This is a genomic window from Streptomyces sp. NBC_01618, from assembly GCF_045209435.1.
Taxonomy (GTDB): domain Bacteria; phylum Actinomycetota; class Actinomycetes; order Streptomycetales; family Streptomycetaceae; genus Streptomyces.
On the sequence record NZ_CP109297.1, the window covers coordinates 3,287,401 to 3,313,029 of the forward strand.

Sequence of the window (25,629 nt, forward strand, 5' to 3'; positions counted from 1 at the left end):
CGCGAACCCACTATGAACGAGGCGGGACTGGGACTGCGCCACCCTTGACAGCGAGGAGGGCCACCATGAGCGACGAGACAGGGTTCTCGGCTCAGAATCCGATCCGCGTGTTCCTGCTGGACGACCACGAGGTCGTCAGGCGCGGCGTGCAGGACCTGCTCGACGCGGAACCCGACATCCAGGTCGTCGGCGACGCCGGCACAGCCGATCACGCACTGGCCCGCGGCCCGGCGCTCCGCCCCGACGTGGCGATCCTCGATGTGCGGCTGCCGGACGGCGACGGGATCACGGTCTGCCGTGAGCTGCGCTCGCGGATGCCTGAACTGGCCTGCCTCATGCTCACCTCGTTCGACGACGACGAGGCACTGCTCGACGCCATCATGGCCGGCGCGGCCGGATACGTACTCAAGGAGATCAAGGGTGCGGACCTCGTCACCGCCGTCCGCACCCTGGCATCCGGGCGCTCGACCCTCGACCCGTCGACCACGGCGCGGCTGATGAACAGTCTGCGCGAGGAGGAATCCGGTACCGGCTCCGAGGAGGACGACGCGCTGTCCGGGCTGTCCCCGCGGGAGAAGGACGTCCTCGCGCTGATCGGTGAAGGGCTGACCAACAGCCAGATCGGCAAACGCCTCTATCTGTCGGAGAAGACGGTCAAGAACCACATCTCCCGCCTGCTGGCCAAGCTCGGCGTCGAGCGCCGCATCCAGGCGGCCGTGATCGCCGCGCACGCCACGGAATCCTCCCCGCCCGGTGCCGGGCACCACCAGAGCTGACCGCACGGCCCCTCGAACCGTACGGCGCCCCTCGAAGCATCCCGCGCGACATCACACGACATCAGGAGGGCCGCAACGGCACCCGCCAGCTCAGCCGGGTGCCGCCCTGCGCGGACGCCCCCACATCCATCTCGCCGCCGAGTTTCTGGGCGCGCCGTGCGAGGTTGTCGAGCCCGCTTCGGGAACCGCGGTGTCTGGGTATGCCCACTCCGTTGTCGGACACGACCAGGTTCACCTCGCCCTTTCCCACCACCAGCGAGATGATCACCGCCGTCGCCCGTGCATGGCGGGCGACGTTGCTCAGCGCCTCGCCGAGGACCGCGATCACCTGCTCGGCGGTCTCGGCCGGCACATCGGTGTCGATCAGCCCTCCCATCCGCAGGGACGGCTGGAAGCCCAGGGTCCGGGCGGCCTGCTCGACCGTGGCCGTCGTCCGGGCGCGCAGCCCCTGGCCGGTACGGCCCGAGTCACGGGCACGGAGCCCGAAGATGGTGGACCGGATGATCTTGATGGTCTCGTCCAGATCGTCCACCGCGCGCAGCAACCGCTCGCTCGCCTGCGGCTGCTCCACGAGCCGCACCACGCTCTGCAGCGTCATCCCGGTGGCGAACAGCCGTTGAATGGCCAGGTCGTGCAGATCCCTGGCAATGCGGTCACGTTCCTCCAGCAGGGCGATCTGCTCGGCGGACTCACGCCGTTCGGTGAGTTCCATCGCCAGAGCCGCCTGCCCGGCGAACGCCAGCAGGGGCGCGGTCTCCGCATCCGTGAATGCGGGGCGCTCCCGTACCCGGGCCAGCAGCAGCACCCCACGGGTCCGCTCCCCCGTAACCATCGGAACCGCGACAGCGGGGCCGAGCCCCGTCCACCTCGGAGGGCCTTCGGTGATCCTCGGATCATGTGCGACATCGAGGCTGGTGATCGGCTCGCCCGCGTCCAGGGCGGCGCCGGCGAACGATCCCGCCCGTGGCAGGACCAGACCGCGATGCGTCTCGGCGTCCACCCCGGAGGCCCGAGCCACACGGAGGGACTTCCCTTCCGCGGGCAGTGCCAGCACACCGAGATCCGCGGCGAGAATGCGCGAGGAGTGGTCGACGATCATCTGCAGGACGCGTACCTCGTCCGCCCCGCTCAGCAGAGCCGCGACGATCTCGCTGTTGGCTTCCTGCCAGCGTTGACGGTCGTGTGTCTCCGCGTACAGACGGGCGTTCTCAATGGCCACTCCCGCCGCCACCGCGAGCGTCGACAGCACGACTTCGTCCTCGCTGTCGAACGCCCGGCCACGCCGCTTCTGTGTCAGGTACAGATTGCCGAACACCTTGTCGCGAACCCGGATGGGGACCCCCAGGAACGAGTGCATCGGGGGATGGTTCGGCGGAAACCCGTAGGACGACGGATGCTCGGAGATCTCCGTGAGGCGCAACGGCTCGGGGTGGCGGATCAGCTCACCGAGGATGCCGTGCCCTTCGGGCAGCGGGCCGATGGCCTCGCGCTGCTCTCCAGTGACGCCCACCGGCAGGAACTGCGTGAGCCGGGTCCCCTCACCGACAACTCCCAGGGCCCCGTACTCGGCATCGGCCACCACGACTGCGGCCTCGATGATCCGTTGCAGCACCTGGGGCAGATCGAGCCCTCTGCCCACCGACATGACGGCATCCAGCAACAGGGCCGCCTCGGCAGGCCCCCGCTTCACGGCGTCCAGCCGCTCCTGAAGATCGCCCGGCAGCGTGCCCAGCCACCGGTGCGCCTCTCCGCAGTGGTCAGATCCCTTGTCGCCCACGGTGCCTCCGTCGTGACCCGCGCGCAGCGCAGCGGACCACACCTTCACGGTAGTAGCCACACGCCGAGAAGCACCTGGTGGAACCGTGAGGTCCAGTCAGCACCTGAACGCACAAGCAGCAGGTCAGAGGCGCCCTGCAGCCGTTTCACGTCGCTATCGCGATATGGCAGCCCCTTCACCGGCACGGATCCGCTACGCTGTCCCTGGTCGGTCGTCGGTACGTCCCACTGTCTGCCCGAGCAAGATCGCAGAGAGCGCCGCACTCCGCCTGACCAGCGGGCTTGTAGGCCTGGCCGAAGATCCACTCGCTGGGTTTTCCCAAGATTCTCTACAGGCCCCCGCCTTCGTGGGATCTGTCGAAAACTCTCGAGACGCAGGTCACCGGCTCGGCTCCCTGGGAGTGAAAACGGCCTCCCCCTGATTCCAAAACGCCCCCAGCAGCTACCACCTCCCCGCGATGCCGGCCTGCCCGGGGAAGACAAGCTCCACGGCTGCACGCTGGCTCCGTGTTCACCCAGTCGGATCATTCCGACTCTGCACACGCACCCGTCGACTTACTATTTGAACGCAAGACCTGGCGGTGTGGTCATGGACGACGTCTACGTACCGTGGCCCCGGTTCGACCGGCGCGTGTTCCTCCTGCTCCTGGATGAGCAACAGCGGCTGCTGCTGTGCGGGGCATGCTGTCGCGGATGGACAGTCCCACAAGTACGGCTGGACTCGGGTGCCGGCTACCTCGGTCAGGCCACCCGATTCCTGCAAGATCGGTTCGGTCTCCGGGATCCACGATTCTCCGGCCTGTATGGGCGGCATCAGTCGCGGTCGGGTGCGGTGTGGGAGTCTGACCGTCCGACCGCCTCGCGGATCTACATCGTGCGCATCACTGATGAACAGGCCGAGAACGCAAGAAGCGCAGGCCATGAGCACGACCTCTGGTCTGTGCCCCAACTATGGCGACGGCGAAGGGAGGTCTTCCCTGAAGGAGTCGCGCTCCTGACCGCCGGCTACACCGGGGGGCTGGCTGCCCGATGGGCCGGTCGAACTCTCGTGAGCGGGCTCTCCGGCAGGTGCGGGTGAGTCAGCAGCAATTCTGTGAGCATCCTTCAACCGTTGGGCAACTCGTTCTCCGCCAAATTCTCTAGCCACAGTGCACAGGCGATCGATGATGAACTGCTTGGCATCTGGGGCCAACCCTCCGTACCACTCGTTCAGCAGGTGAGCGGTCTGCACCCACGCTGCACCCGGGGCATGGGCGCCTACGTGCGCAGCGATCTTGGGGATCATCGCGAGGGTCTGGTCGCTGACCGCCGCAGGTGAATCAAGGAGCAACTGCGCGAGAATCAGCGTGGGGTCCTCGCGTAGCTGATCGCGGTAGGCCACCGTCTGGACGACCCGCAGCTGCTTAAGCTCCCAGTCCGTGCGCGCCCGGGCACGAAGGCGTATGCGGCTCTGGGCCACATGCAGGTCCTCCGGGCTGACGTAAACCTGCGCAGTGGCCCAATCCACGCGCACTCGGTCGCCTGGTAGGTCCACACGCCGACCAAACCGGACGTTAGCGCGATGCTGCAATTCCACGGCCGTGACGATCGAGCAGGCGGCCGCCATCTTCGTGAACTCATCGATCACATGGGCTGCCGCGACCGCCTCAGGTGCGTGATGGAATCGGCGCCCCCTTCTACGCCATTGCCCCTCCACCTGGACGGCAAAGCGGAAGACCTCGTCGGCGCTCGCGGCGGTGAAGTCCACAGAGAACAAGCCGCGTCGCGCCGACCAGGGCCAGGTTCTATTCACCCGCTGGCTCGCCCTCGCTCTGTGAGCGGGCTCCATGCGGATCGGCGTCCCGGACACTTCGCATCAAGGTGGCGTGGAACCGGTGGCGGTCTTCCTTGTCGGGTGCGGCCTCTTCAGACACCCAGTGCTCAGCAAGCCGGACAAGGTTGAGGAAACGCAGGCCTCGCAGATGGTCACTGGGAGTCTCATGTACAGCCCGCACCATCGTGCTGGAGATCAGGTCAGCCGCGTCTGGATGCGCCACTGCCGAATCCAGCCAGGCAGCACAGGCTCGACGGGTCAGCGACGTGGGCTCCTCGGATTCCAGGGCGGTTCGCCACCCGCGGATCACCAGTCCGGAATGGAGTCCTCTGAACCGCTCAGGAGGACGGGCGAGCCCGTGTCATCCCGCTGCAGGGCCAGGTGCATGAAGGCGCTCGCCGCGGCCTGCTGCTGCCCCTTCTGATCACTGGCGAACCAGGTGTTCAGCGTCTTGCGTAGCAGCGGGCGAAGACCGTCGTCGCCCCAGAGGGCATCGATGGCTGCGCCGACTGCCTCCGCGACGCCGGCCTTTCGTTCGGCGTCGAACTGCACCCGCTGGTCGAGCGAGCCGGCCAGGTCGCCCAGGCGGCGAAGCATCTGCTCAGGGTGGGCTGGGGTGACGCTCTGGAAGACGTGGGCAAGGGTCTTCAGGAGAGGAGCGTCGTCCTTCTCGATCCAGCTGCTGGTGGCGTTCCGTGTGAGCTGGCCGATCTCCGGGTCCAGAGCCGCCGTGACCAGTAGCGCGTGTGCATGCCTGTCCAGGGTGCTGTCCGCAGACCAGTTCGTCGCCACGACGAGCAACGTGCGTGTGGAACGGGCGGCCTGCGCATGGTGCAGGATCCACGGAGCCAGGCGCTCGGCGAGCTTCTCAGCCTTGGACGCCGTCAGGCCCATGCACAACTGCGCTGCCCACCTGGTGAACTTGTCGATGAGTTCGGGTCGGTCCAGCAGGAAGTAGCGCACGACCGCTTCGGCAAAGCCAGGACCGGGGAAGCGCAGTGTGCCATCGGGCCGGAGTTCCGCGTCGATCTGGTAGGCGAGTTGGATCAGGCCTGGCCCCTGTTGCCCTGTCAGCCGCGTGGAGAGAGTCCGTCGCCTACGCGCTGTCCAAGGGCAAGCTGATCTTCGCGGGAGTGGGCAACACCGGCGATGCTCTCAACGAACTGGAATATCCGGCAGCGACTCCTGGCGTGGTGGGCGTCGGGGCAATCGACAGAAACGTCAAGGCGACGAAGGAATCTCAGCACGGCCCCCAAGTCGACCTGGTCGCGCCGGGCGAGGACATGTTCGCTGCCTGTCTCGGCGGCACGGAACTGTGCAAGACGCACGGCACCAGCGACGCCACCGCCCTCGCCTCCGCCTCCGCAGCGCTGATCTGGTCCAAGCACCCCGACTGGACGAACAACCAGGTACTCAGGGTCATGCTCAACACGGCAAGCAAGCCCAAGAGCAGCAAGGAGCGCACCGTGTACCTCGGCTACGGCGCCGTACGCCCCCGCATCGCTCTGCAGAACCCCGGCGCTCCGGGCCCCTCCAACGAGTACCCCCGCCCGGACCTCGCAGCCGCAGCGTCGCAGTCGCCGTCTCCCGACGCCTCTAGATCCAACGGCAACGATGCGTCGGCAAAGAATGACCACTCCGCCACGACGGCCTCCGCGCCCAAGGACGACGACAGCATCCTCTGGATCACTCTGGGTATCGGGACGGCAGTACTCCTCGGAGCGGCGATCACGGTTTCCGCAGCCATCCGCAAGCGTCGGGCCCCTGCAGCGTCATTCCAGGCGGCCACGATCTACCCGAGCCAATTCCCTTACACAGATACAGGGTTCACGCATGCTCCGCATTCGGCCCCGGAGCGCACCGGGCAGCGTCGATCCTTCCGACCGAGGCCCTGGTTCCGCATGAGTACAGATACTCAGGCGCGATGGTTACCGGCACAGATGGGGCACGTGATGAACGGGCGCTACGGTACTTCTCGATCACCAAAACGTTGCTGTCGCACGTTCATATCCGCTCGTCGGTGTACGACGAGGCACGGGGAGGGGGCCACGCATGGCGTGGGATGAGTGGGAGCAGCTCAAGACCGCGGCGGTCGAGCGGCACACCACGCAGATGCAGCTCAACCAACTGCCCGCCGACCCCGGAGGTTCCATTTCCGGTGGCAGCGGCGGCGGTGCCGGCAAGCTGAGGTCCGACAAGGCGGCATGGACCAAGGCAGGGGAAGGCGTCGGCTCGTTGCGGGGGGACCTTGACAAGGCGTGGGTGAAGGCGGAGTTGGGCCAGACGGGACTCGGGAAGGAGTCGGGGTGCCTGACCTCGGCAGCCCAGCAGGATGTCTACGATTCCTGGAGGCGCTACGTCAAGGATGTCGGCAAGGTATGCGACGGGCTTGCCAACGTGCTCGAGAACTCGGGAAATGACCAGCTACGGACCGACGAGGCCATCAAGGCCGAGATCGCCAAGCTGAAGACCGAGTACTACCAGGATTCGCCCGCCGGCGGCCAGCCCAAGGAGCGGTGACCCGCAAGAATGGACCACCTGACGCTCAAGGCCCTCAAACCGACCGAGTACGTGGAAGCGGCGGACGGGTACCGCGCGATCAGCGCCATGGCTGACTCGGCCAAGGACCGCATCGACAACCAGATCACCGCGGCCATGCGGAAGGCCAACGCGGGCGAGGCTGCGGACGCGGCGCTCGAGCAGTTGCGGAAGCTGTCGGAGAACTTCCACTACACCCAGGTCGAGTGCAGTCTGATCACCGGAGCTCTCGACGGCTTCTCGTCCGAAATCACCGCTCCAAAGCGGCGCCTGACTGAGGCACTGGACGATGCGGCCACGCTGGCATACTCCGTGAACGAAGACGGCACCGTCACGTATCCCGCCGGCGGTAAGAGCGAGCTCACCGGCGAGCCGATCGCTGGCGGCACAGTCCTGGGCAACACCTACCTGATCACGGGCAACAACACAAATTTCCAATCGCCGGGACTGCTACCGAGCGACACTCGGCTCAAGAACCCGAACCCACACCACGCCAAAGCCGTGGACATCGCCGACCGCATCGCCCACGCCGTACGGGAAGCCCAGGAGATCGACGATCGGTACAGCAAGGCGCTGGGCAAGCTCAAGGCCGCGCCGGGGCTGAACGTCGACACCAAGACGTGGGCAAATGTGGCAGACGATGTCGACGCTGTCAGTTCGGCCGCCAGCAAATACCTTCAGGATCAGATCCCGTTGGACAAGTCGCCGGCCGACCGCAAGGAGTGGTGGGACAGCCTCAGCAACGAGGAGCGCGAGGAGTACAGGACGGCCTTCCCGGAAGTCATCGGCAACTTGGACGGCATCCCGTCAGCGGTCCGGGACGAGGTGAACCGGGAGAACATCCACCTTCTCATCGCACAGTTGGAGGGCCGGCACGACGAGGCTTCCATAGACAAGCTCGGCGGACTGAAAGGTATCCAGAACAAGCTCAACTCGGGAAGCCAGCCGCCGATGTTCCTCCTGGGGATTGGTCTCGAAGGAAACGGGAGGGCGATCGTCGCCTTCGGAAACCCTGACACCTCAAAGAACGTCTCGGCTTATGTGCCCGGCTTGGGCACTAAATTCAACGCCGATTTTGCCGACGGCACAGTGAAACGCGCCTTCGAAACAGCAACGGGCGCCCAGGATATTGACCCCTCCTCATCCGCGATTGTATGGCTCGGTTACGATGCCCCCCAATCGATCGATGTGATGACTACGGTCGACGCCGAGCGCGGCGCTCCCGCGTACAACAGTTTCATGAGTGGAATTTCGGCAACCAATGAGAACGCCGATTCCCATATCACTGCCATTGGACATTCCTATGGCTCTCGACTGGTGGGGGCCGCCACACAGGAGCCAGGAGGGATTCCGGGGGCTGACGACATCATCCTCGTCGGAAGTCCCGGCGTTGGCGTCGACAGGGCGGAAGACCTGGGTGTAGGCAAGGAGCACGTCTGGGTGGGAGCGGCCGAGAACGACATCGTCACCAAACTCCCTTCGAAAATGGAAGCTTTGGCCGGAACCATGGGGCTCCTCGGAGGAGGGCCGCCTGGCGCGTACCTCATGGCAGAAATTGCCGACCAGGGTGACGACGACATCTGGTTCGGCAAGGATCCGGCAAGCAAGGCGTTCGGCGCCAACAGATTCGAGACCTTGCCCGGACCGGAGGTTGTTCAGCCTTCCTTCCCCAACGTGCTGGACTCGAAGTTGGATATCGAAGCCCATAGCAATTACTTCTCTCCAGAAGAAGGGAAGGATAGGGTCTCTGCGCGAAACATCGCTGCCATTGTCGCAGGGCAGCCAGGATACGTCACGAGGGAGACGCCGCGATGAGGAAAAGGGTTGCAGCAGCCGCAGTACTGACTCTGCTTCTTTCCGGATGCGGCGCGACAGGTACCGCGTCCTCAACCAAGGGAAGCCAATCGAAGATGAACATGCAAGAGGCGGCCGACAGGGCGGACACGATTCTGGACGAGACGTTTGCGTCCATCAAGCCTCCCGTTCAGTGGACACACAGGTACTCCATGCCGGGTGACTGCTACGTGGACCGCGAGCGTTCCGTCATGACGATCATCTCTGCTGAACGGCGTGGCGGCTTCCTCGGCGTGCTGGAACGCCACTGGAAAAGCAAGGGCTACAAGCTCGTCGCCACGAGTCCGAACGGGCTGGCGGCCAACTTCGAGACGCAGGACGGCTTCCAACTCGAAGCCCTGATCGGGACCACCGGCCAGGCCCACGTGAGCGTCACCACCCCGTGTGTGGAGAAGTCCGAGGTTGCTCCGCCGACCAGCAAGCCGAACGGTCCCGACTACTCGAAGCAGGAGTTGCCGGCGCCGAACGTGAAGTCGACGTTCTGGTCGAGCGACGCGCCCCTCTCGAGCTGACGCGGCAGATCTCAAGTTCCTCAGCCCACGACCGCGCGTGCTCCGGCCGGTGTCGGATCCACTTACCCTCGGCCGAGTCCTGCTCCAACTTGCCGGCCTGGGCGTACCAGTAGCTGATCTCCTGCTTCAGACGCTGATCGACCTGAGTGCGGGTGCGGTCGATGAACGGGAGGAGGCGTTCACGAGCCAAAGCGAGGTGTTCAGGTACAGCTTCCCGGATCGCCCAGTCCAGCGCTCGCGTGCTTCCGCCGTCACGCAGCCACTCCTTGTCCAGCAAGACCTTTATGGCCTTGGCCTCCAGTGCCGTAGGGGGCCGATAGCCAAGACAGGGGGCCGGACCCGCGTTGCGGGCCGCACCGTCCGGCAGCAGCTCGGTGAGCGCGAAGGTTCGGTCAACAGCTCGCCGGTGGCCATCCAGGGTGTCCTGCTCGAGGGCGACGAGGAGCTGCGGCTGGTCGCCCGAATCAGCGGCGTCGACCGAGATGGCGCCCTGCCCAGCAGGTGGCTGTGGCGTCGCAGCGTCTCATTCAATACGGCGTCGAAGACGGATGCCCCGGTGCGATGAGGTCGGCTCGGGGCTTACCCGGGACGGTGATGGATTCCCGCTCGAAGGCGACGCGCTCGTACTTGCGCTGAACCAAGCCCCCAAGCCCATCGCTCTCCGTCGCCGTCCGCCTCGCAAACACTCCGCACAGCCGCGTGTTCCTGGCCCTGGAGTCCATCTGTCACAAGTCAGAGGAAGAAGACCCGGAACGCGAGGCCGAGGGCGCCGCCCTCGTCGAGATGATCAGGCATCTCCTCAAGCATGCTCCCGGCCTGCGGGCCGTCACCTACGACAAGGCCCTCCGAGGTGTCCACCGGGCCCCGCTTATCGCCGAAGGCCTCCTCGTCTTCACCCCCCAGTACGCGGGACTCCCACCTCAATCCCTGGAGCGCTACCAGGACGGACCCTGCACCCACGACCTCTACGTCGCCGAGGCCCGGGTCTGCGAACGCCGCATCACCGTCGATGGACAGACCCACTACACCCCGCTCCCCGTCGAGGAACTCGAATACCGAAAGGGCAAGCGGGCCCGCTTGCGCTTGCCCGCGTTGTAGGCGCTGGTCCGCGTCTCCTGCTGGGATGCCTTCAAATCCGCGAGGCCGTTGTCCCGCAGCTCGCCGATCTCATCGGCGAACGCCCCCCCCGAAGTTCCCGATCCAGTTCGCTCACACGGCCGTCGAGGCCCGCGATCGACGTCTTCATCTCGTTCTTCGTGTCGATCAGGATCGTCACGATGTGTCCTGCGCACCGAAGCGCCCTCCACCCCTGAGAAACAGTAGTCAGGCAAGTGCCCTGAGTAGTGTCGCGAGGTGAGGGCGGCGTGTACGCCCATCCGTGAACATGGCCGAATCCCTGCACGGGCTGTCCGAAGACGCCGCCCCGCATCACGCGCCGCGGCCGCACCTGTCTACGCGCCAGATCGGACATCCTGCGCCGCCCGCAGGCGGCCGACACCTTGATCACACCGGCTCCAGCCCCCATACACCTCATCGGAACCTCCCAGGCCAGAAGGCATGGCATGAACCCATGGCGGCGCTTAGTGGCAACGGGGGCGACCTCCGTAACCCTTATCCGCTAGGCTGTCAGCGGTCAGTCGACCTTCAGTGCACCTGCCCGGGAAAGGGTCCCTCCGAACCCCTGTCCCGGCACCGCCGCAAGGGAGCTTGACCAGGGAGTTTGTCTCACTCCGCCCGGCATTCCCCACTGGGGTTTCCGGCAAGGTTTTCGACAAGCCCCCGCCTTCGTAGCTCAGGGGATAGAGCACCGCTCTCCTAAAGCGGGTGTCGCAGGTTCGAATCCTGCCGGGGGCACAACGCATTACGCCGCTGACCTGGGGTTTATCCGCCAGGGAAGCGCTCTATTCGGCCTCGGACTCCTCGTCCGGGGCCGTTTGCGTGAGCGGTGCGTGAGCGGATGGAGCCGATCGGCTGTGTCGGGGACCAGACCTATGCGCAGCGGTTTTGCGCCGAACACCGCCACCTACGCTGAGACCCACAACCACGGCTCCATGAAGCCGCAGTCATGCGCTGAGTTCGGTGGAGCCAGCGGCCTGCCTCGAGTTGCGTGGAGTTACTTTGGCGCGCCGCGCAGCCCGTCGTCGAGCGAGCTCGGCGCCCTGTAACAGAGGGAGGCCAACACGCCGAAGCCCCGGTCCGTCGGGAACCAGGGCGTCGGCGCCGACGTCTGTGGACCATGAACGCTGGGGGCAGAAAAGGAGGGATCATGCAGGTTCAGGTCAGTGTTGAAGGCGTGAACGACCGTGAGAAAGACGCCGAGTTGAGATCGCTGCACAGGTGGCTTCAATCGGACCGGCACACGAGGCGCCTCGCGGCCCCGCAGTTAGGGGCAGTGAACCCACCCGTACCAGGAGCACAGGGGTCGGTGATCGATGTCCTCTCACTTGTGCTCGGTTCAGCCTTCAACGCCGCGTCATTGGCTCTGAGCCTCATCAACTGGCGCGCCACACGACCGCAACAGCCCATCCTGACGGTTCGCCGAACCGACGGAACAACCGTCGAGATCAACACCGGCTCGCCAGAGGAGGCACGCGTCCTCCTCGAACGGCTCGGGCTCGAATAGGCGCGGCCGAGTTGTGGACGATCTTCCCTGCCCTGAACGTTCACGGGCCGTGCTCGTCGGCGCCAGCAGCTACTCCCACCTGGACGATCTGCCCGCCGTGCAGGCCAACGTGCCCGCGCTGAGGGCGTTGCTGTGCGGGCCCGACTCGCCGTTTCGAACGGAGAACTGCGCTGCCCTGGTCGACCCGGCCACCACCGTCGAGGTATCGAAGGCCGTGCAGAAGGCAGCACGCGAGGCGACCGACACACTTCTCATCTACTACGCGGGGCACGGTCTCCTCGACGACAAGGGTGACCTGCACCTGGCCGTCCCGCAAAGCGACAATGCTTCCGTCTACGACACGGCCGTCCCCTACGACTGGATCAGGCGCCCCATCGAGTCGACCGGAGCGGCCCGCCGCATCGTCATCCTGGACTGCTGCTACGGCGCAAGGGCGTTCGGCGTCCAGTCCGAGTCGGTCATCGACCTCGCGGAGGTGGACGGCACTTATGTCATGGCCGCGGCGAGAGAAACGGCCGTGGCTCTCTCCCCGCCCGGGGAGACCTTCACGGCCTTCACCGCCGAACTCATCGAGACCTTGAGCAAGGGCGTGCCGGGTGCGGGCGAGCTGCTCGACCTCAACGTCATCTTCCGCGATGTACGGGGACGCCTGAAGGCCCGGAGTCGGCCCACGCCGCTGGACCTGGACCGCAACAGCCTGGGCGCCACCCCCTTTATCCGCAACAGCGCCTATGTGCCTACCGAGCCCCCGACCGATGCACAACACGACGTGCTGCATGTCCTGGAGTCGACGCCGCGCACTGCGACAATCGCCCAGCTAGTGGCGTCGGTGAGCCTCCTGAGCGAGAAACGCACGGCCACCGCTGGCGACCTCGTCCGTACAGCTCTCCAGGTACGAGCGGTCGCTGAACTCGCCCCGTTTCTGGCTGCTCTCTTCGAGGCCGGCCTTCGTGCCCCAGCCGAGGCAGCGTTGCCGACCCTGTTCCTGACCCGGCCCGTGGAGGAAACCGCGCATCTAGTGGACCTGCTGCACGCGATGTCCGCGGACGAGTGTGTCGTCAGCCTGCTGCAGCTTTCCGTGCGGTTGCAGCCGACACAGCAGGCTGTCCAGTTTGCCGAGGCTCTGTGCCGGGCAGACCTCGCCGAACACGCGCGGGTGCTCCTCACAGGTTTCGCACTGACAAGGGACGTGGCAGAGACTCTCCAGCTGATGCAGGAGCTGGCCCATGGCGAGTTGACCGATCTACTCATCGAGGTCGCGCGATCCGTCTCCGAGCGCCGCGCGGCCTCCGACGTCACGGCGTTGTTCCTGCCGCTGTACGTGGACGACATGCGAGACACTGCAGCCCTCCTTTCCAAGATCGTCGCGGAGAGTCGCAGCGCCATCGATGCCGCCGAAATGATCTCCGTCCTCGTGCGGGAAGGGTACGAACACGAAGCACGGCAGATATTCGCGGTCGGTATGAGCCAACGCGGCCCCGACTACCTGGCGGAACTGGTCGCGGCCTTGCAGTCGAATCGGCTGGTCGACGCCGCTGCCACTGCCCGGTTCCTGGCAGTACAGCGCTGGTCCACAGAGGAGGTCTCTCAGTTCATCGCGCATCTGCTGGCGGTCGGCCAGCACCAGCACGCGCTGGAGGCAGCCGTGGACACAGCGCGGGAGCGGACGGTCGAGGAGTTCGCCTCCATCACCTCGCACCTCACCCAACTGATCGCCGACCAGGCAATGGGAGAGCTGCTGGACGACGCGGCCCGAGCGTGTTCGTCCAGTCAGGCCGCCTACCTGGTGACCAAGCTAGACGCCGCGGGGCAGGACGGACCGGCGGATCGTATCTTCTGGTTAAGCCTCCACCGCCCCGTGGGCCACGCCGCGGGAATGCTCCGCCACCTGGACCACGCGGGATCACGGTTCCTCAGCGACTCCGAGCTGTCCGATCTTTTGCAGACCCGCCCGCCCAGTGACTTTGCCCGGCTCGCCTTGGCGTTGGAGCGCTCTCTTCCACACAAGTCGGAACTGCTACTCAGCATTACCGGACGCCCCGTGCACCAGGTAGCCACGATGGTGGACAGCCTGGAGAAGGCAGAGGCCAACACCCTGTCCAACAAGGTACTCAAGGCGGTCGTCGCCGAGTGGAGCATGACGGCGCAGGCACAGCTCATCATCGGGCTGGAAGAGCGTTCGCAGATCGGTTGCGCCCGGTACCTGGAGCAACGGGCTTCCAGCGATAAGGACTTCGCAGCTGCCCTGCGCACCGCACGGAAGCAGACCAAGCCCGCGGAGCCCTGGTGGCCGTGGTGGCCACGGCAGCGCTTCGCCTACCAGCCATCAGCGCACACGCACGTGATGTATATCGTCAAACGCGATGAAACCGTCTCTGACATTGCGAAACGCTATGGCGTGCGCCAGGCGGGCATCCTCGACGAAAACGACCTCCGGGTCCCGTACACCATCCGCGAGGGGCAGGCCCTGAGCATCCCCCTCCAATCCGACCGCCGGCACTTCATGGTCCCGCCGTTCCCGCGGCGCCTTGCGCCCGGCCGCGTCCACGCGGACGTCGAACAGTTGCAGAGACTTTTGAAGCGGGCCGAATACCTTGACCAGCTCGTTGTCGAGAGCGATCATTACGGCCCCAAGACCTGCCAGGCGGTCGCCAGACTAAACCGGGAGCACCTTCTGGGCCGGCCCCCCACCCCCAACGAAGATCCACGCATCACGCACAAGGGCTGGGACATCCTGTACCGCCTCGCCAGAGGTGGATGAGGGAAGGAGCCTCCCGTTCTCCCCTGGCTCGGCGCTTCGGCTGAGCCGCGCCGTCCCCGCTCGATCTCCTCCATCGCCGGCCCCAGGAGCTTCAGCCAGAAGCGGAGGTAGGGATCCGCGACCCGATAGCGACGGTCCTTCGACGGCCGCATGGACACGGGAAGTTCCGCCGCGATCACCCGCTTGTCCGCAAGGATTCCCAGCGACCGCTGTAGCGGGGTCGCCCCGATACCCCGGCGGCGCGTGCAATGTTTGAGAACGTCCGCTCACCGCTGCCGATCGCCGAGAGGACGGTGCGGGCTTGCACCTGTTGGGGGAACTCCGCAGCGAGCGAGCGCTCCGCCGACACCAGCAAGGCCGAGATCTGCTGTCCGCGGCCCGCCCGGCAAGTTGGGATGCCGCCGCAGGTACTAACATCACAGTTAGTAACATGCGCGTTAGTGACAAGCGGGCTGGGAAGGGTGCCACTTCCCCCGGTACACCCACGGGAGAGAACCAGCCTTCGACGCCACAGCATGGTCCGCCGCTGGACACCCACGGCCGCCGGATGCGTGAGCGGTGCGTGAGCGGGCGGAGAGTTGATCTCCGAAATTTCTCCCAATGGATCAGCATCATCCGGCACGGACTCCGGGCCGGGATGCTCCGCGTCGTCGGGCTCGGCCTCCGCTTCGGGGGCGGTGTTTTCGGAGGTCGGCGCGGGCGCGCGGGACGAGCCGGGCTGCGGCCTCGGCGATCGCCAGGTCCGCTTCAGGGAGCAGGCTCGTGTGCGTGTCGGCCGTGACGGTGATCGAGGAGTGGCCGAGCATCTCCTGGATGTCCTTCAGGCCGGCCCCGGCCGCGTGGGCCGGCATTGCGGCACCGTAGCGCAAGTCGTGGAGGCGGACCGGCGGGAGACCGATCTCCTCGCACAGCTCGACGAACCGCCGTGTGACGCGTTGCGGGATGGAGCATCTCGCCGCTCCCTCCGGGCACTTCTTGCCACTGCTCCGGCTGGTCGAACGCATCGCCCCCGGAGCCGATGCAGGGCGGGGCGCCGCTGCAAGCTCGGAGTCGCCGACTGGATCGACGAACTGGGCCGGCGAACGTGGCGCGGACCTTTCCCCTGGCGGTGTCGGCTCCGTCGCGTTGCGCGCCGGCACCGGGCGTCACATCTGTTGCAGGCGATGCGCGCTGAGGGCCAGGACGACCAGGGCCGCGTCCTCGGGGCGTCTGGGGTCGCGGCCGGTTAGTTCGGCGAAGCGGTTGAGGCGTTGTTGGATCGTGTTGCGGTGGCAGTACAGGGCGGCGGCCGTGTCGGCCACCGATCCGCTGCCCGACAGATGGACCTGGACGGTTTCCAGCAGGCGTTCCGCCTCCGCCGCAGGAACCGCGGGAACTCCCGCGTACAGGCCGCCGAGCACGTCGGACGCCAGGTCCCGGCCGAGGTCGCCGGCGCGGTGGACCAGGACGTCGAGCCAGTTGTCCTCCAGCCGGTGCGGTTCTGTGGCGTCGGGCGGCAGCACGCGGGCCGTGGCGGTCGCGAGCGTCACCGCGCGGGGCACCTCGGTGAGTCCGGTCACCACGCGGGAAACGCCGCACGGCGTCCCGTGCAGCTGTGTCAGCACCACTTCCCGGGTGAGGCGTGGGCCCAGCTGGACCACCAGGACCATGTCCGAGGCGACCGCCTGCTGTTGCAGTGGGGCGTCGAGGTTGCGGAGGGCGTTTGCGACTCCCCGTAGCGACGCCTCGCCGCCTCCGGGCGCTACCGCGCACAGGAACTGCCCGGGCACCTGGAATCCGAGAGCCCGCGCCGTGTCCTGCACCACGGTGGGGTTGCGACCGTCGGTGTCCAGGAGCCGGCTGAACCACAGACGCCGATCGTCCTCCGTCCGCCGCCCCATCTCCAGGACGGTGCGCTGATAGGCGGTCATGATGCCGGTGACGTGGCGCTCGACCGCCTCCCACACGTAGTAGGCGGAGGTGACCAGCTGCGCCCTGCCCTCCTCACCCGCGCGCCGCACCAGGGCGGCCCAGACGACCCGGAAGTCCACGCGGGCGGCCTGCAGCAGCGCATCCAGCGGAACGCCCTGCCGGGCACGCTGTTCGCCGACCCGCTCGGAGACGCCGACGATGTGTTCCGGCACCGGCAACTGCGCGACGGTGCGCAGCAAGAGCTCGAACGCCTGCCAGGCGCTGTCGCGGAACTCGTGCCGGGAGACCAGGTCCGAGTAGGACGCGCGGACCGGCCCCACGTACTCGGCCCACTCGTCGACCAGGCTGTCGATCTCCTCCAGGCACTCGCGGGCCAGAGCGACGACATGCGGGTCCGGCGAGGGCAGGGCGGCCAGGTGCGGAGTCGGGGTGTGCATGTGCTCCATCGTGCCTCGTCCCCGCCGGGGTAGAAACGCCGAGTCAGCTCGCTCGGCCGCGTACGCGGATCACCTTCCGGTTCACGAACTCCGCCATTCCGTACACCCCCAGCTCCCGCCCCACGCCGGACAGCTTGACCCCGCCGAAGGGGAGGTCCTCCTGGGTCCGGGAGGAGCCGTTGATCGAGACCATGCCGACGTCGAGCGCGTCGGCGACCGCCTTCGCGGCGGCGAGGTCGCGGCCGAACACGACGCTGCCGAGGCCGTACGGGGTGTCGTTGGCGAGGCGGATCGCCGTCGCGGTGTCGGGGACACGGTGGACGACCGCGACCGGGCCGAAGATCTCCTCCTGGTACGCCCGCATGCCGGGGGTGACCCCGGTGAGGACGGTCGGTTCGACGAAGGCACCCTCGCGGGCCGGCCGCTTGCCCCCCGTCACCGCCGTCGCGCCCCGCTCCACCGCGTCGTTCACCTGCGCGATCACGGCCCGGGCGGCCTCCTCGGAGGAGAGGGGACCGAAGGAGACGCCGTCGTCGGTGGGGTCTCCAACGGTCAACGCCCGCACCGCGTCCGTGAAGGCGCCGAGGAAACGGTCGTAGAGAGGGTCTACGACTATGAACCGCTTCGAGGCGGTGCACGCCTGGCCCGCGTTGCCCATCCGGCCCTCGACGGCCGCGGCGACGGCGGCCTCCAGGTCGGCGTCGGGAAGGACAACGAAGGGGTCGGAGCCACCGAGTTCGAGGACGTACTTCTTGAGGTGGCGGCCCGCGACCTCGCCCACCGCTCGCCCGGCCCGCTCCGAGCCCGTGAGCGACACTCCCTGGACCCGAGGGTCCGCGATGACGCGGGCGACCTGCTCGTTGGTGGCGTACACGTTGATGTACGCGCCCGCCGGCAGTCCGGCCGCCCGCATGATGTCCTCGATGGCCTGCGCCGACTCGGGGCAGTTCGGGGCGTGCTTGAGGACGACGGTGTTGCCGAGGACGAGGTTGGGGGCCGCGAAGCGGGCGACCTGGTAGTACGGGTAGTTCCACGGCATCACGCCGAGCAGCACGCCCAGCGGCTCGGACCGTACGACCACGTCGTCGCCGCCGCGGATGTCGAGCCGCTGGTCGGCGGCGAAGTCGGGGCCGTGCTCCGCGTAGTACGCGAAGATCGCCGCCGACAGATCCACCTCACCCAGGGCTTCGCGGGTGGTCTTGCCCATCTCGCGGGTGATGATCGCGGCCAGTTCCTCCCGCCGGTTCTCGAACTCCCGGGACACGGCGAGTACGGCGTCGGCCCGCTCTTTGACCGGGCGTCGCCGCCAGGCCGTGAACTCCGCTGCCGCCGCCTCGACCGCGCGGTCGACCGTGGCGTCGTCCGACGTCGGGTACCGCCGCACGAGAACGTTCGTGGCCGGGTCGACGATCTTGTATTCCGTCACGCGTGCCTTCTTCCTTCGCATAGCCAAAGGTGGATCAGCCGAGGTGCAGGAGCGTCCGGAGGTCCTCGCCCGCGCGGATCCGCCGTAGGAGCTCCGGCTCCGCCGCGTCCGACAGTTCCGCCTTGTGCGCTACGGCGGCCAGCGCTGCCGGCGGCAGGGCGATCACGCCGTTGGCGTCGCCGAGGACGATGTCCCCCGGCGCGATGCGGACGCCGCCGATGTCCACGGGCACCTGGTGCCGCCCGCCCCGACCGTCAAGCCTCTTGGTGGTCAGGCAGCTGGTGCCCCGGGCGTGGACCGGCAGGCCGAAGGCCGGGTCCGTGAGCGCGTCCACATCCGTCACCACTCCGTCGACGAGGATGCCCGCAGCCCCGCGCGCTCGCGCCGCCGCTGCCGTGACGGCGCCGATCGGCGCGTGGGTGTGGTCGCCGCGCATGTCGACGACCAGCACCTCGCCGGGGCGCAGCGCGACGAGCGCGCGGTTCACCGCCACGGCGTCCGGGGCGTCGAGGGCGAGGGTGGCGGCCGTACCGGCCATCCGCCGTGGCCGGCCCAGTCGCCGGACGGCCGAGTCGACGAAGCCTTCTTCCAGGAAATGGCCGAGCGTCGGGAGGTCCACCCGCCGGAGGCGCTCCAGCAACTCCCCGTGTGCGAGTCCGGCCTGGTCGGGGGCGGCGGTGACCCTCACTCCCCCGCTCCTTCCTTGACCACCGCGATGCAGTCGATCTCCAGGGACACGCCCCACAGCCCCACGCAGACCGTCGTCCGCGCCGGCCGGCGGTCGGCGAAGAACGCCTCGTACGCCTGGTTGTAGGGCGCGAGCTGGTCCGGCGAGCTGAGATAGGTGTTGACCTTGACGATGTGGTCGAGATCCGAACCCGCCGCGTGGAGAACGGCTTCGAGGTTGCGCAGCGTCGCGTGCACGTCGTCCTCGAAGGTGCCGTTCGACTGCCCCGGGGCGGCGGGTATCTGACCGGTGGTGAAAACGAAGCCACCGGCGGACGTCGCCTGGACGTAGGGGCCCACGGCGGCCGGGACGCCCGGCGCCGAGTCGATCCGCGTGATCCCGCGTCCATTTGTCGCTGTTGCCGCCGTTGTCGCTGTGCTCATGCGACCGCCCCGATCGGGCGCGCGGCGGACCGGGACTCCACGCCCGGCTCGTCGATGTCCCCGAACCGGGTCTCCGCGAGCAGGAGCAGGGCCAGCAGGGACAAGGACGCCGCGCCGAGCACGTACCAGGCGATCGAGGAGCTGCTTCCGGTGGCCGACAGCAGCCAGGCGGTGACGGCCGGAGTCGCCGCGGAGCCCAGCAGGCCCGACAGCATGTAGGCGACCGAGAGGCCCGAGTACCGGACCCGGGTGCCGAAGAGCTCGGCGAGGAAGGTCGCGATGGGGCCGTAGTTGGCGGAGAACGCGAGCATCATGAGCGCGTAGGCAACGAAGACCCCGAGCGCCGATCCGGTGTCCAGCAGCCAGAAGAACGGGAAGGCGAGTACGGCCTCCGCCGCGATGCCCGCGTAGATAACGGGCTTGCGGCCCACCCGGTCGGACAGCCGGCCGAAGTACGGGATGGCCAGGAACGCCATGGCGCAGGACACCATGACCGCCCACAGCATCAGGTTCTTGGAGTGTCCGAGGTCGTTGGTCCCGTAGCTCACGCCGGAGGCCACCATCAGGGTGAAGGTCGACCCCGTGGACAGGGTCGCTACGCCGCCCAGCAGCACCTGGCGCCAGTACCGGCTCATCAGCGCGAAGAACGGGATTCTGGCCTTGACGCCCTCCTCCCGGACCGCCTGGAAGGACGGCGTCTCCTCGATGTGGAGCCGGATGTAGAAGCCGATCCCGACGAGGATCGCCGAAGCCAGGAAGGGGATCCGCCAGCCCCACGAGTACAGCGCGTCGGTGCTCGTGGTCGAGGCGACCAGCAGGAAAGCCCCGTTGGCGAGCAGCGTTCCGATCGGCACCCCGATCTGGACCATGGAGCCGAAGAATCCGCGTCGGTTCTCCGGTGCGTGCTCGACGGTCATCAGTACGGCTCCGCCCCACTCGCCGCCCAGCGCGAGACCCTGCACCACGCGGAGGCCGAGCAGCAGGAGGGGCGCGGCCACGCCGAGGGTGGCGTAACCGGGCACGAGACCGATGGCGAAGGTGGCCACGCCCATCGCCGTCAGGGAGATCAGCAGCATGGACTTGCGGCCGAGACGGTCTCCGAAGTGGCCGAAGAGCACGGCGCCCACCATGCGCGCCAGGTAGGCGGAGGCGAAGGTCAGAAACGAGAGGATCGTGCCTACGGCCCCGTCGAACTCGGGGAAGAACACCTTGCCGAAGACCAGCGCGGAGGCGGTGCCGAACAGGAACAGGTCGTACCACTCGACCGTGGTGCCGACCATGCTGGCGAGGGAGATCCTGCGCATCTTCGTCGCGTCGAGCCGGCTGCCGGTGGTCGGCGGGAAAGCGGGAGCGGTCATGGGGACTCCGGTCTGAGGTCTGAGCCGAGGAATCGTCTGGGGGACTGGGGGCTGAGCGGGCGCCGTCCGGTTGGCCAACGGTGCATCGACGACTTCGCCGACCACAAGGAGCAGAAGCACACCGCAGCGGGGCGGCGACTGTGCACATGACCAATGCGCCACGTCGCGCTCCGAATTCCGGATGAAAACTTCGTGTTACGGACCTGACCCCCTCGCCCACGCCTGTTCATCTGCACATCGCAGCGCCGCTATCCGGGGGCCTTTGCCCCGTGTCTCCGGCCGCCTCGAAAGCAACACTGGCCGGGCAACCGCGGCCTCAAGAGAAGGAACAGACCCCCGATGGCGAACGTCGCACCCGAACCCACCGACTCCCCCGAACGCCCCCTCTCCGCCGGCCATCTGATCGTCGCGCAGCTGGAGCGCGAGGGCGTCCGGCGGGTGTACGGGGTTCCCGGTGAGTCCTTCCTCGACGTTCTGGACGGCCTGCACGACTCGTCGATCTCGACGGTGGTGACCCGGCACGAGGGCGGTGCGGGCTTCATGGCACTGGCGGAGGGCAGGCTGACGGGCCTTCCCGGGGTGGCGATGGTGACCCGGGGGCCGGGCGCCGCCAACGCCTTCATCGCCGTCCACACCGCGTACCAGGACGCGACCCCGATGCTCCTCTTCGTCGGGCTGGTCCCGGTGCCCGACCGCGGCCGGGAGGCGTTCCAGGAGTTCGACCTCAGCGGGTGGTTCGGCAGCACGGCGAAGAAGGTCGTCATGCTGGACGACCCCACCGCCGCCGCCCGCGTTGTCGCGGAGAGCGTCCACGTGGCCCGCAGCGGCCGGCCCGGCCCGGTGGTGATCGGCCTGCCCGAGGACGTACTCACCCTCCCCGCGGGCCCCGCCCTCGGAGTTCGGCCGCTTGCGGTGCCGCGGCCCGGCGCCGCAGAAGCGGAGCTGAAGGAGCTGGTGCGCCGGTTCGAGCGCGCGCGGCGGCCCCTGGTCGTCGTAGGCGGAGAGGGCTGGACCGCGGAGAGCGGCCAGGAACTCATGCGCTGGGCGACACGGCACTCGATCCCCGTCCTCGCCGACTTCCGCGCCTACGACGCCGTCCCCCACGACCTCGAAGGCCTCGGCGCCTACGCCGGCTCGCTCGGCTACGGCCGTGGCGACCACGCGGCCCGCCTGCTGGACGAGGCCGACCTCACGGTCTTCCTCGGCGCACCGCGCGGTGACGTGCTCAGCGACGGATACACCCGCGGCCTCGACTCGGAGACGGTGCTCGTCCTCCCCGGCGACGCACAGGGCCACTGCGGCCGCATCGACCAGTTCGTCGCGGCCCATGCGCCCGCCTTCGTCCTCGACCTCGTCACCACGCCGGCGGCGCCGGACGCCGACGCCGCGTGGTTCGGGGCGGCCGTGGACACCCAGGCCCGCTTCGCCACTCCCCCCTCCGAGCCGACCGAGGACGACACCCACGACACCTACGTCGACCTCACCGCGGTCATGGGCGTGCTGCGGGAGGAGCTCACCCACGACGCCGTCATCACCTACGGCGCCGGAAACCACGCCCTCTGGCCGGCCCGCTACCTCCCGCACCGCGCCCCGGCCTCCCTCGTCGCCCCCCGCAACGGCGCCATGGGCATGGGCATACCGGCCGCCGTCGCGGCCTCGCTGGCCTTCCCCGGACGCGAGGTCGTGTCGGTCGCGGGTGACGGCTGCTTCCTGATGAACGGTCAGGAACTGGCCACCGCAGTGGGACACGGCGCCGCCTTCGTCGCCCTGGTGGTCGACAACGGCTGCTACGCGACGATCCGCGAGCACCAGGAGGGCGCCTACCCGGGCCGCCCGTCCGGCACCCAGCTGACCAACCCGGACTTCGCGGCATGGGCCCGCTCGTACGGTGCGTACGGCGAGACCGTGACCTCGCACCGCGACTTCCGCGAGGCGTTCCGGCGGGCCCGCGCGAGCGGCCTCCCGGCCGTGCTGCACCTGATCCAGGACCCGGCGGTCCGGGCTCCGGCGACCGCCGCCTGAGCCCCGAAGCCGCCCGCCCGATGAGCCGCGAGGCCACCCGCCCGATGACCCCCGCGCCGCCCCACGATCGCCGGCGCCCCACCCGCCTCCGCCAAGGTGACCCGCCTCCCTCCGTGGACGCGTTCCCGCACCCCACCCCGCAACCCGACAGGACGTGATCATGAGCAACCCCGCCACCTCTTCCACGGCTCCGACCGCACACGACGTCACCCTGCTGGAGGACTTCGCGACTCTCTCGGCGTTCGGTGCCACACCCGGCGGTGGGGTCGACCGACAGGCTGCCACCCCCGCCGACGCAGAACAGCGTGCCTGGCTCCACCGGTGGCTCACCGCCCGCGGCGCCGAAGTGCGCTACGACGGTGTCGGCAACCAGTTCGGTCTCTTCACCGTCACACCCGGAGCCCCGTACGTCCTCACCGGCTCACACCTGGACAGCCAGCCGCTCGGTGGCCGCTACGACGGTGCGTACGGCGTCCTGGCCTCGGCCCACGCCGCGCACCGGGCCGTGGAACGGTACGGCGTCGCGGACGCCGCACCGAAGTACAACGTGGCCGTGGTCAACTGGTTCAACGAGGAAGGCTCCCGGTTCAAGCCGAGCATGATGGGCAGCTCGGTGTTCACGGGGAAGCTGCCGGCCCGGACCGCCCTCACGACGACCGATCCTGCGGGCACCACGGTCGAAGCCGCTCTCCGCGAGATCGGAACGATCGGCGACTACGCCGGGCCGGACGTGGCAGCGTACGCCGAGATCCACATCGAGCAGGGCCGCGACCTGGAGAACAAGGGGATCACGATCGGCCTGGTGGATGCCACTTGGGCGGCACGCAAGTACCAGGTCGTGGTTCGCGGCGAGCAGTCGCATACCGGATCGACGATCATGGCGGACCGACGCGACGCCCTGTTCGGCGCCTCGCTCCTCGTCGTGGCGGTGCGCGAACTGGCCGAGCAGAGCACGGACATCCCGTTGCACACCTCGGTGAGCGAGATGATCATCGAACCCAATTCTCCCGTGGTGGTCGCGCGCGAGGTGCGCATGCACGTCGATCTGCGTTCGCCCGACGAAGCGCTTCTCGACTCGGCGGCCAAGAAGCTGGCCGAGTCGATCCCCGGCATCGAGGAGCGTGCGTCGGTCACCATCGAGCAGGTTCAGACACACGGTTGGGGCGTGGCGCAGTTCCCGGCGGCCGGGGTCGAGCTCGCAGCCCAAGCAGCCGACGAACTGGGGCTCAGCCACCAGACCATGATGACCATCGCGGGACACGACTCGGTGAACATGAAGGATGTCGCGCCCTCGATCATGCTGTTCGTGCCCAGCATCGAGGGAATCTCCCACAACGAGGGCGAGTTCACGAACGACCAGGACATCAGCGCGGGCACCGATCTGCTGACCGAGGTGGTCCGCCGGCTCATGTCGGGTGCTCTGGACGGCACACGGTGACCCGCGGGGCAGAAACTGATTACGCCTCTCCCGCGCGGTCCTTGTGGACGCGGTCCGGCTCCTCACAGCCGACACCGCACAACTTCCAGCGCAACGGATTCAGCACACATGAGGCCGGGAAGCCCCGTGAACACGTGAGAAGTGCAGAAGGGCGTTTTCCCGGGCCAGGCACCCTGCAACCACTGTTTCCGCAGGTCACAGCCCTCACCCGGGAAAACTCCTAAAGCGGGTGTCGCAGGTTCGAATCCTGCCGGGGGCACAGACAGAAGGGCCGGCTCAGGGGGGCCTCCCAGGTCGGCCCTTCGCTGTCCAGGCCGTGCCACACGTGTGTCACTACGTCCGCTCGGCGCCCTCTTCGGAGGAGCCCGAAGCCGCTCCCCCACCGCCCCGGATCATGGCCCCGAGCCGGTCGGCGATGGCTCGGTCACGGTCACTGGTCATGTGCTGATAGATCAGCGCGGCCGGCGAGCTGCTGTGCCCCATCCGCGTCATCAGCTCACGCGTACTGGCCCCGGCCGTGGAGGCCGGTGTGTTGCCCGTGTGCCGTAGAACGTGGAAGTGCGGCTCGCCAGCGACGCCCGCAGCCTTCCGGGCCTTGGCCCAGTCGTCCCGGAAGTTGCTGCGTCGTAACTGCCCGCCCTGGGGCCCCACGAAGACCTGACCGTCACGACCGGGAGCGGCGAACTGCTCCAGGTTGCGCATCACCTCGTCGAGCAGTTCGGCCGGGAAAGAGACGGAACGCACCCCGGCCGCGGACTTCGGCTCCTGTCGAAGAGCCGGCCGTCCTGCAGCTCGGCTTGCGCTCGGCGAACAGTGGCGGTCAGCCCGCCCCTCCGGATCGATGTCCCGGCGCCGCAGGGGTGTTCATAGGGGCGCGCAACAGCTGGTACGCCTTGACGGCCATCGGCCCGCCGGTGCCGGCCGTGAGCAGCTTGCCGCGCCGGCTCCGTACGCGAGCAGTCGTCACGTCAGCCTCAGTTCCCGCCCCGAAGGTGGGCAGGATGTGCAGCCGCATCACCGACTCGTTCCGCTCACGGGTGCGGTCGGTCGGCCGCGATCTGGACCCAGCTCGACCAGTTCGAGGCCGAAGCCCGAGCCCGCAAAGTCACCCACACGACGTTTCGCCGCATCATCGAGGCCCTGAACCTCAGCGGTTCGCAGCGGGGCCTTCTGGCTCGGTGTGGATTGCCACATCTGCACCGAGCCAGAAGGGCCCTCGTGCCGCACCGCTGACCGAAAACCGGGGCGCCGCCCCCTGTACGGCGCCCTGGCCG

At 67.9% G+C, this 25,629-nt stretch carries 23 protein-coding genes, 1 tRNA gene and 2 pseudogenes; 13 read left to right on the top strand and 13 right to left on the bottom strand.

All coding sequences use genetic code 11. The annotated features are described in order from the left end of the window. Positions 1 to 65: 65 nt before the first annotated feature. The gene (locus OH735_RS15375; protein ID WP_406382089.1) at positions 66 to 776 is read left to right on the top strand and encodes a response regulator; all 711 of its coding nucleotides are present in this window, start codon (positions 66 to 68) and stop codon (positions 774 to 776) included. Between the two features lie 61 nt (positions 777 to 837). Here OH735_RS15375 and OH735_RS15380 read toward each other — a convergent pair whose 3' ends face one another. The 3 genes from OH735_RS15380 to OH735_RS15390 form a co-directional block, all read right to left on the bottom strand. Further along, entirely contained in the window at positions 838 to 2,553 is a 1,716-nt protein-coding gene (locus OH735_RS15380; protein WP_406386574.1) for a GAF domain-containing protein, read from the bottom strand. A 948-nt stretch (positions 2,554 to 3,501) separates the two neighbouring features. Next, a complete protein-coding gene (locus tag OH735_RS15385) occupies positions 3,502 to 4,299 on the bottom strand; it encodes a hypothetical protein (protein WP_406382090.1) in 798 nt (265 codons plus the stop codon). Positions 4,300 to 4,671: 372 nt separating this feature from the next. After that, positions 4,672 to 5,328 carry a hypothetical protein gene (locus tag OH735_RS15390; protein ID WP_406382091.1) on the bottom strand — a complete coding sequence of 219 codons (657 nt, stop codon included), beginning with the start codon at positions 5,326 to 5,328 and terminating at the stop codon, positions 4,672 to 4,674. Positions 5,329 to 5,363: 35 nt separating this feature from the next. Here OH735_RS15390 and OH735_RS15395 point away from each other — a divergent pair, with 35 nt between their 5' ends. From OH735_RS15395 to OH735_RS15420, 6 genes are all read left to right on the top strand, one after another. Next, positions 5,364 to 6,431 (top strand): S8 family serine peptidase, encoded by a 1,068-nt coding sequence (locus OH735_RS15395; protein ID WP_406382092.1) that lies wholly within the window; start codon positions 5,364 to 5,366, stop codon positions 6,429 to 6,431. Further along, complete coding sequence (locus OH735_RS15400; protein WP_406382093.1) at positions 6,418 to 6,885, top strand: hypothetical protein; 468 nt, start codon at positions 6,418 to 6,420, stop codon at positions 6,883 to 6,885. The genes OH735_RS15395 and OH735_RS15400 overlap by 14 nt, the downstream gene beginning before the upstream one ends. A 9-nt stretch (positions 6,886 to 6,894) precedes the next feature. Then, positions 6,895 to 8,718 carry an alpha/beta hydrolase gene (locus tag OH735_RS15405; protein WP_406382094.1) on the top strand — a complete coding sequence of 608 codons (1,824 nt, stop codon included), beginning with the start codon at positions 6,895 to 6,897 and terminating at the stop codon, positions 8,716 to 8,718. Further along, positions 8,715 to 9,269 (top strand): hypothetical protein, encoded by a 555-nt coding sequence (locus OH735_RS15410; RefSeq protein ID WP_406382095.1) that lies wholly within the window; start codon positions 8,715 to 8,717, stop codon positions 9,267 to 9,269. The genes OH735_RS15405 and OH735_RS15410 overlap by 4 nt, the downstream gene beginning before the upstream one ends. 49 nt (positions 9,270 to 9,318) lie before the next feature. Then, a complete protein-coding gene (locus tag OH735_RS15415; protein WP_406382096.1) occupies positions 9,319 to 9,834 on the top strand; it encodes a hypothetical protein in 516 nt (171 codons plus the stop codon). A 134-nt stretch (positions 9,835 to 9,968) separates the two neighbouring features. Further along, complete coding sequence (locus tag OH735_RS15420; protein ID WP_406382098.1) at positions 9,969 to 10,367, top strand: hypothetical protein; 399 nt, start codon at positions 9,969 to 9,971, stop codon at positions 10,365 to 10,367. Positions 10,368 to 10,398: 31 nt separating this feature from the next. On the opposite strand, the gene OH735_RS15425 is transcribed toward OH735_RS15420, so the two are convergent. Next, positions 10,399 to 10,545: a hypothetical protein gene (locus tag OH735_RS15425; protein ID WP_406382099.1), complete on the bottom strand. Its 147-nt coding sequence runs from the start codon at positions 10,543 to 10,545 to the stop codon at positions 10,399 to 10,401. 505 nt (positions 10,546 to 11,050) lie between these two features. On the opposite strand from OH735_RS15425, the gene OH735_RS15430 reads away from it, so the two are divergent. From OH735_RS15430 to OH735_RS15440, 3 genes are all read left to right on the top strand, one after another. After that, positions 11,051 to 11,123 (top strand) — tRNA-Arg (locus OH735_RS15430). Between the two features lie 412 nt (positions 11,124 to 11,535). Next, positions 11,536 to 11,892 carry a hypothetical protein gene (locus OH735_RS15435; RefSeq protein WP_406382100.1) on the top strand — a complete coding sequence of 119 codons (357 nt, stop codon included), beginning with the start codon at positions 11,536 to 11,538 and terminating at the stop codon, positions 11,890 to 11,892. Positions 11,893 to 11,905: 13 nt separating this feature from the next. Then, the gene (locus OH735_RS15440; RefSeq protein WP_406382102.1) at positions 11,906 to 14,653 is read left to right on the top strand and encodes a caspase family protein; all 2,748 of its coding nucleotides are present in this window, start codon (positions 11,906 to 11,908) and stop codon (positions 14,651 to 14,653) included. A 50-nt stretch (positions 14,654 to 14,703) separates the two neighbouring features. On the opposite strand, the pseudogene OH735_RS15445 reads toward OH735_RS15440, so the two are convergent. The 7 genes and pseudogenes from OH735_RS15445 to OH735_RS15475 form a co-directional block, all read right to left on the bottom strand. Beyond that, a pseudogene (locus OH735_RS15445) lies at positions 14,704 to 15,017 on the bottom strand (ATP-binding protein); the annotation flags it as partial. A 247-nt stretch (positions 15,018 to 15,264) separates the two neighbouring features. Then, positions 15,265 to 15,504 (bottom strand): hypothetical protein, encoded by a 240-nt coding sequence (locus tag OH735_RS15450; RefSeq protein WP_406382104.1) that lies wholly within the window; start codon positions 15,502 to 15,504, stop codon positions 15,265 to 15,267. Positions 15,505 to 15,798: 294 nt separating this feature from the next. Continuing rightward, entirely contained in the window at positions 15,799 to 17,001 is a 1,203-nt protein-coding gene (locus OH735_RS15455) for a PucR family transcriptional regulator (RefSeq protein ID WP_406382105.1), read from the bottom strand. 43 nt (positions 17,002 to 17,044) lie between these two features. Beyond that, positions 17,045 to 18,427, bottom strand: coding sequence for an NAD-dependent succinate-semialdehyde dehydrogenase (locus OH735_RS15460; RefSeq protein ID WP_406382107.1), 1,383 nt, complete (start codon positions 18,425 to 18,427; stop codon positions 17,045 to 17,047). Positions 18,428 to 18,461: 34 nt separating this feature from the next. Continuing rightward, a complete protein-coding gene (locus tag OH735_RS15465; protein ID WP_406382109.1) occupies positions 18,462 to 19,115 on the bottom strand; it encodes an RraA family protein in 654 nt (217 codons plus the stop codon). Beyond that, complete coding sequence (locus OH735_RS15470) at positions 19,112 to 19,537, bottom strand: RidA family protein (protein WP_406382110.1); 426 nt, start codon at positions 19,535 to 19,537, stop codon at positions 19,112 to 19,114. Before OH735_RS15470 ends, OH735_RS15465 begins: the two co-directional genes overlap by 4 nt. Beyond that, complete coding sequence (locus OH735_RS15475) at positions 19,534 to 20,895, bottom strand: MFS transporter (protein WP_406382111.1); 1,362 nt, start codon at positions 20,893 to 20,895, stop codon at positions 19,534 to 19,536. The genes OH735_RS15470 and OH735_RS15475 overlap by 4 nt, the downstream gene beginning before the upstream one ends. 339 nt (positions 20,896 to 21,234) lie before the next feature. Here OH735_RS15475 and OH735_RS15480 point away from each other — a divergent pair, with 339 nt between their 5' ends. Both OH735_RS15480 and OH735_RS15485 read left to right on the top strand, forming a co-directional pair. Further along, positions 21,235 to 22,917 carry a thiamine pyrophosphate-dependent enzyme gene (locus OH735_RS15480; protein ID WP_406382112.1) on the top strand — a complete coding sequence of 561 codons (1,683 nt, stop codon included), beginning with the start codon at positions 21,235 to 21,237 and terminating at the stop codon, positions 22,915 to 22,917. 160 nt (positions 22,918 to 23,077) lie between these two features. Continuing rightward, positions 23,078 to 24,355 carry a M20 family metallo-hydrolase gene (locus OH735_RS15485; RefSeq protein WP_406382113.1) on the top strand — a complete coding sequence of 426 codons (1,278 nt, stop codon included), beginning with the start codon at positions 23,078 to 23,080 and terminating at the stop codon, positions 24,353 to 24,355. A gap of 333 nt (positions 24,356 to 24,688) precedes the next feature. On the opposite strand, the gene OH735_RS15490 is transcribed toward OH735_RS15485, so the two are convergent. Continuing rightward, entirely contained in the window at positions 24,689 to 25,099 is a 411-nt protein-coding gene (locus tag OH735_RS15490; RefSeq protein ID WP_406382114.1) for a tyrosine-type recombinase/integrase, read from the bottom strand. A 76-nt stretch (positions 25,100 to 25,175) separates the two neighbouring features. Further along, entirely contained in the window at positions 25,176 to 25,322 is a 147-nt protein-coding gene (locus OH735_RS15495; protein ID WP_406382115.1) for a hypothetical protein, read from the bottom strand. A gap of 86 nt (positions 25,323 to 25,408) precedes the next feature. Here OH735_RS15495 and OH735_RS15500 point away from each other — a divergent pair. Further along, positions 25,409 to 25,588 (top strand): annotated as a pseudogene (locus OH735_RS15500) (hypothetical protein); the annotation flags it as partial. Positions 25,589 to 25,629: the final 41 nt, after the last annotated feature.

What these genes read in the sequence shown, in the direction of transcription:
- OH735_RS15375 (WP_406382089.1), top strand. Translation starts at nt 66, where the DNA reads ATGAGCGACGAGACAGGGTTCTCGGCTCAGAATCCGATCCGCGTGTTC.
- OH735_RS15400 (WP_406382093.1), top strand. Translation starts at nt 6,418, where the DNA reads ATGGCGTGGGATGAGTGGGAGCAGCTCAAGACCGCGGCGGTCGAGCGG.
- OH735_RS15405 (WP_406382094.1), top strand. Translation starts at nt 6,895, where the DNA reads ATGGACCACCTGACGCTCAAGGCCCTCAAACCGACCGAGTACGTGGAA.
- OH735_RS15410 (WP_406382095.1), top strand. Translation starts at nt 8,715, where the DNA reads ATGAGGAAAAGGGTTGCAGCAGCCGCAGTACTGACTCTGCTTCTTTCC.
- OH735_RS15435 (WP_406382100.1), top strand. Translation starts at nt 11,536, where the DNA reads ATGCAGGTTCAGGTCAGTGTTGAAGGCGTGAACGACCGTGAGAAAGAC.
- OH735_RS15450 (WP_406382104.1), bottom strand. Translation starts at nt 15,504, where the DNA reads ATGCCGGCCCACGCGGCCGGGGCCGGCCTGAAGGACATCCAGGAGATG.
- OH735_RS15455 (WP_406382105.1), bottom strand. Translation starts at nt 17,001, where the DNA reads ATGCACACCCCGACTCCGCACCTGGCCGCCCTGCCCTCGCCGGACCCG.
- OH735_RS15470 (WP_406382110.1), bottom strand. Translation starts at nt 19,537, where the DNA reads ATGAGCACAGCGACAACGGCGGCAACAGCGACAAATGGACGCGGGATC.
- OH735_RS15475 (WP_406382111.1), bottom strand. Translation starts at nt 20,895, where the DNA reads ATGACCGCTCCCGCTTTCCCGCCGACCACCGGCAGCCGGCTCGACGCG.
- OH735_RS15480 (WP_406382112.1), top strand. Translation starts at nt 21,235, where the DNA reads ATGGCGAACGTCGCACCCGAACCCACCGACTCCCCCGAACGCCCCCTC.
- OH735_RS15485 (WP_406382113.1), top strand. Translation starts at nt 23,078, where the DNA reads ATGAGCAACCCCGCCACCTCTTCCACGGCTCCGACCGCACACGACGTC.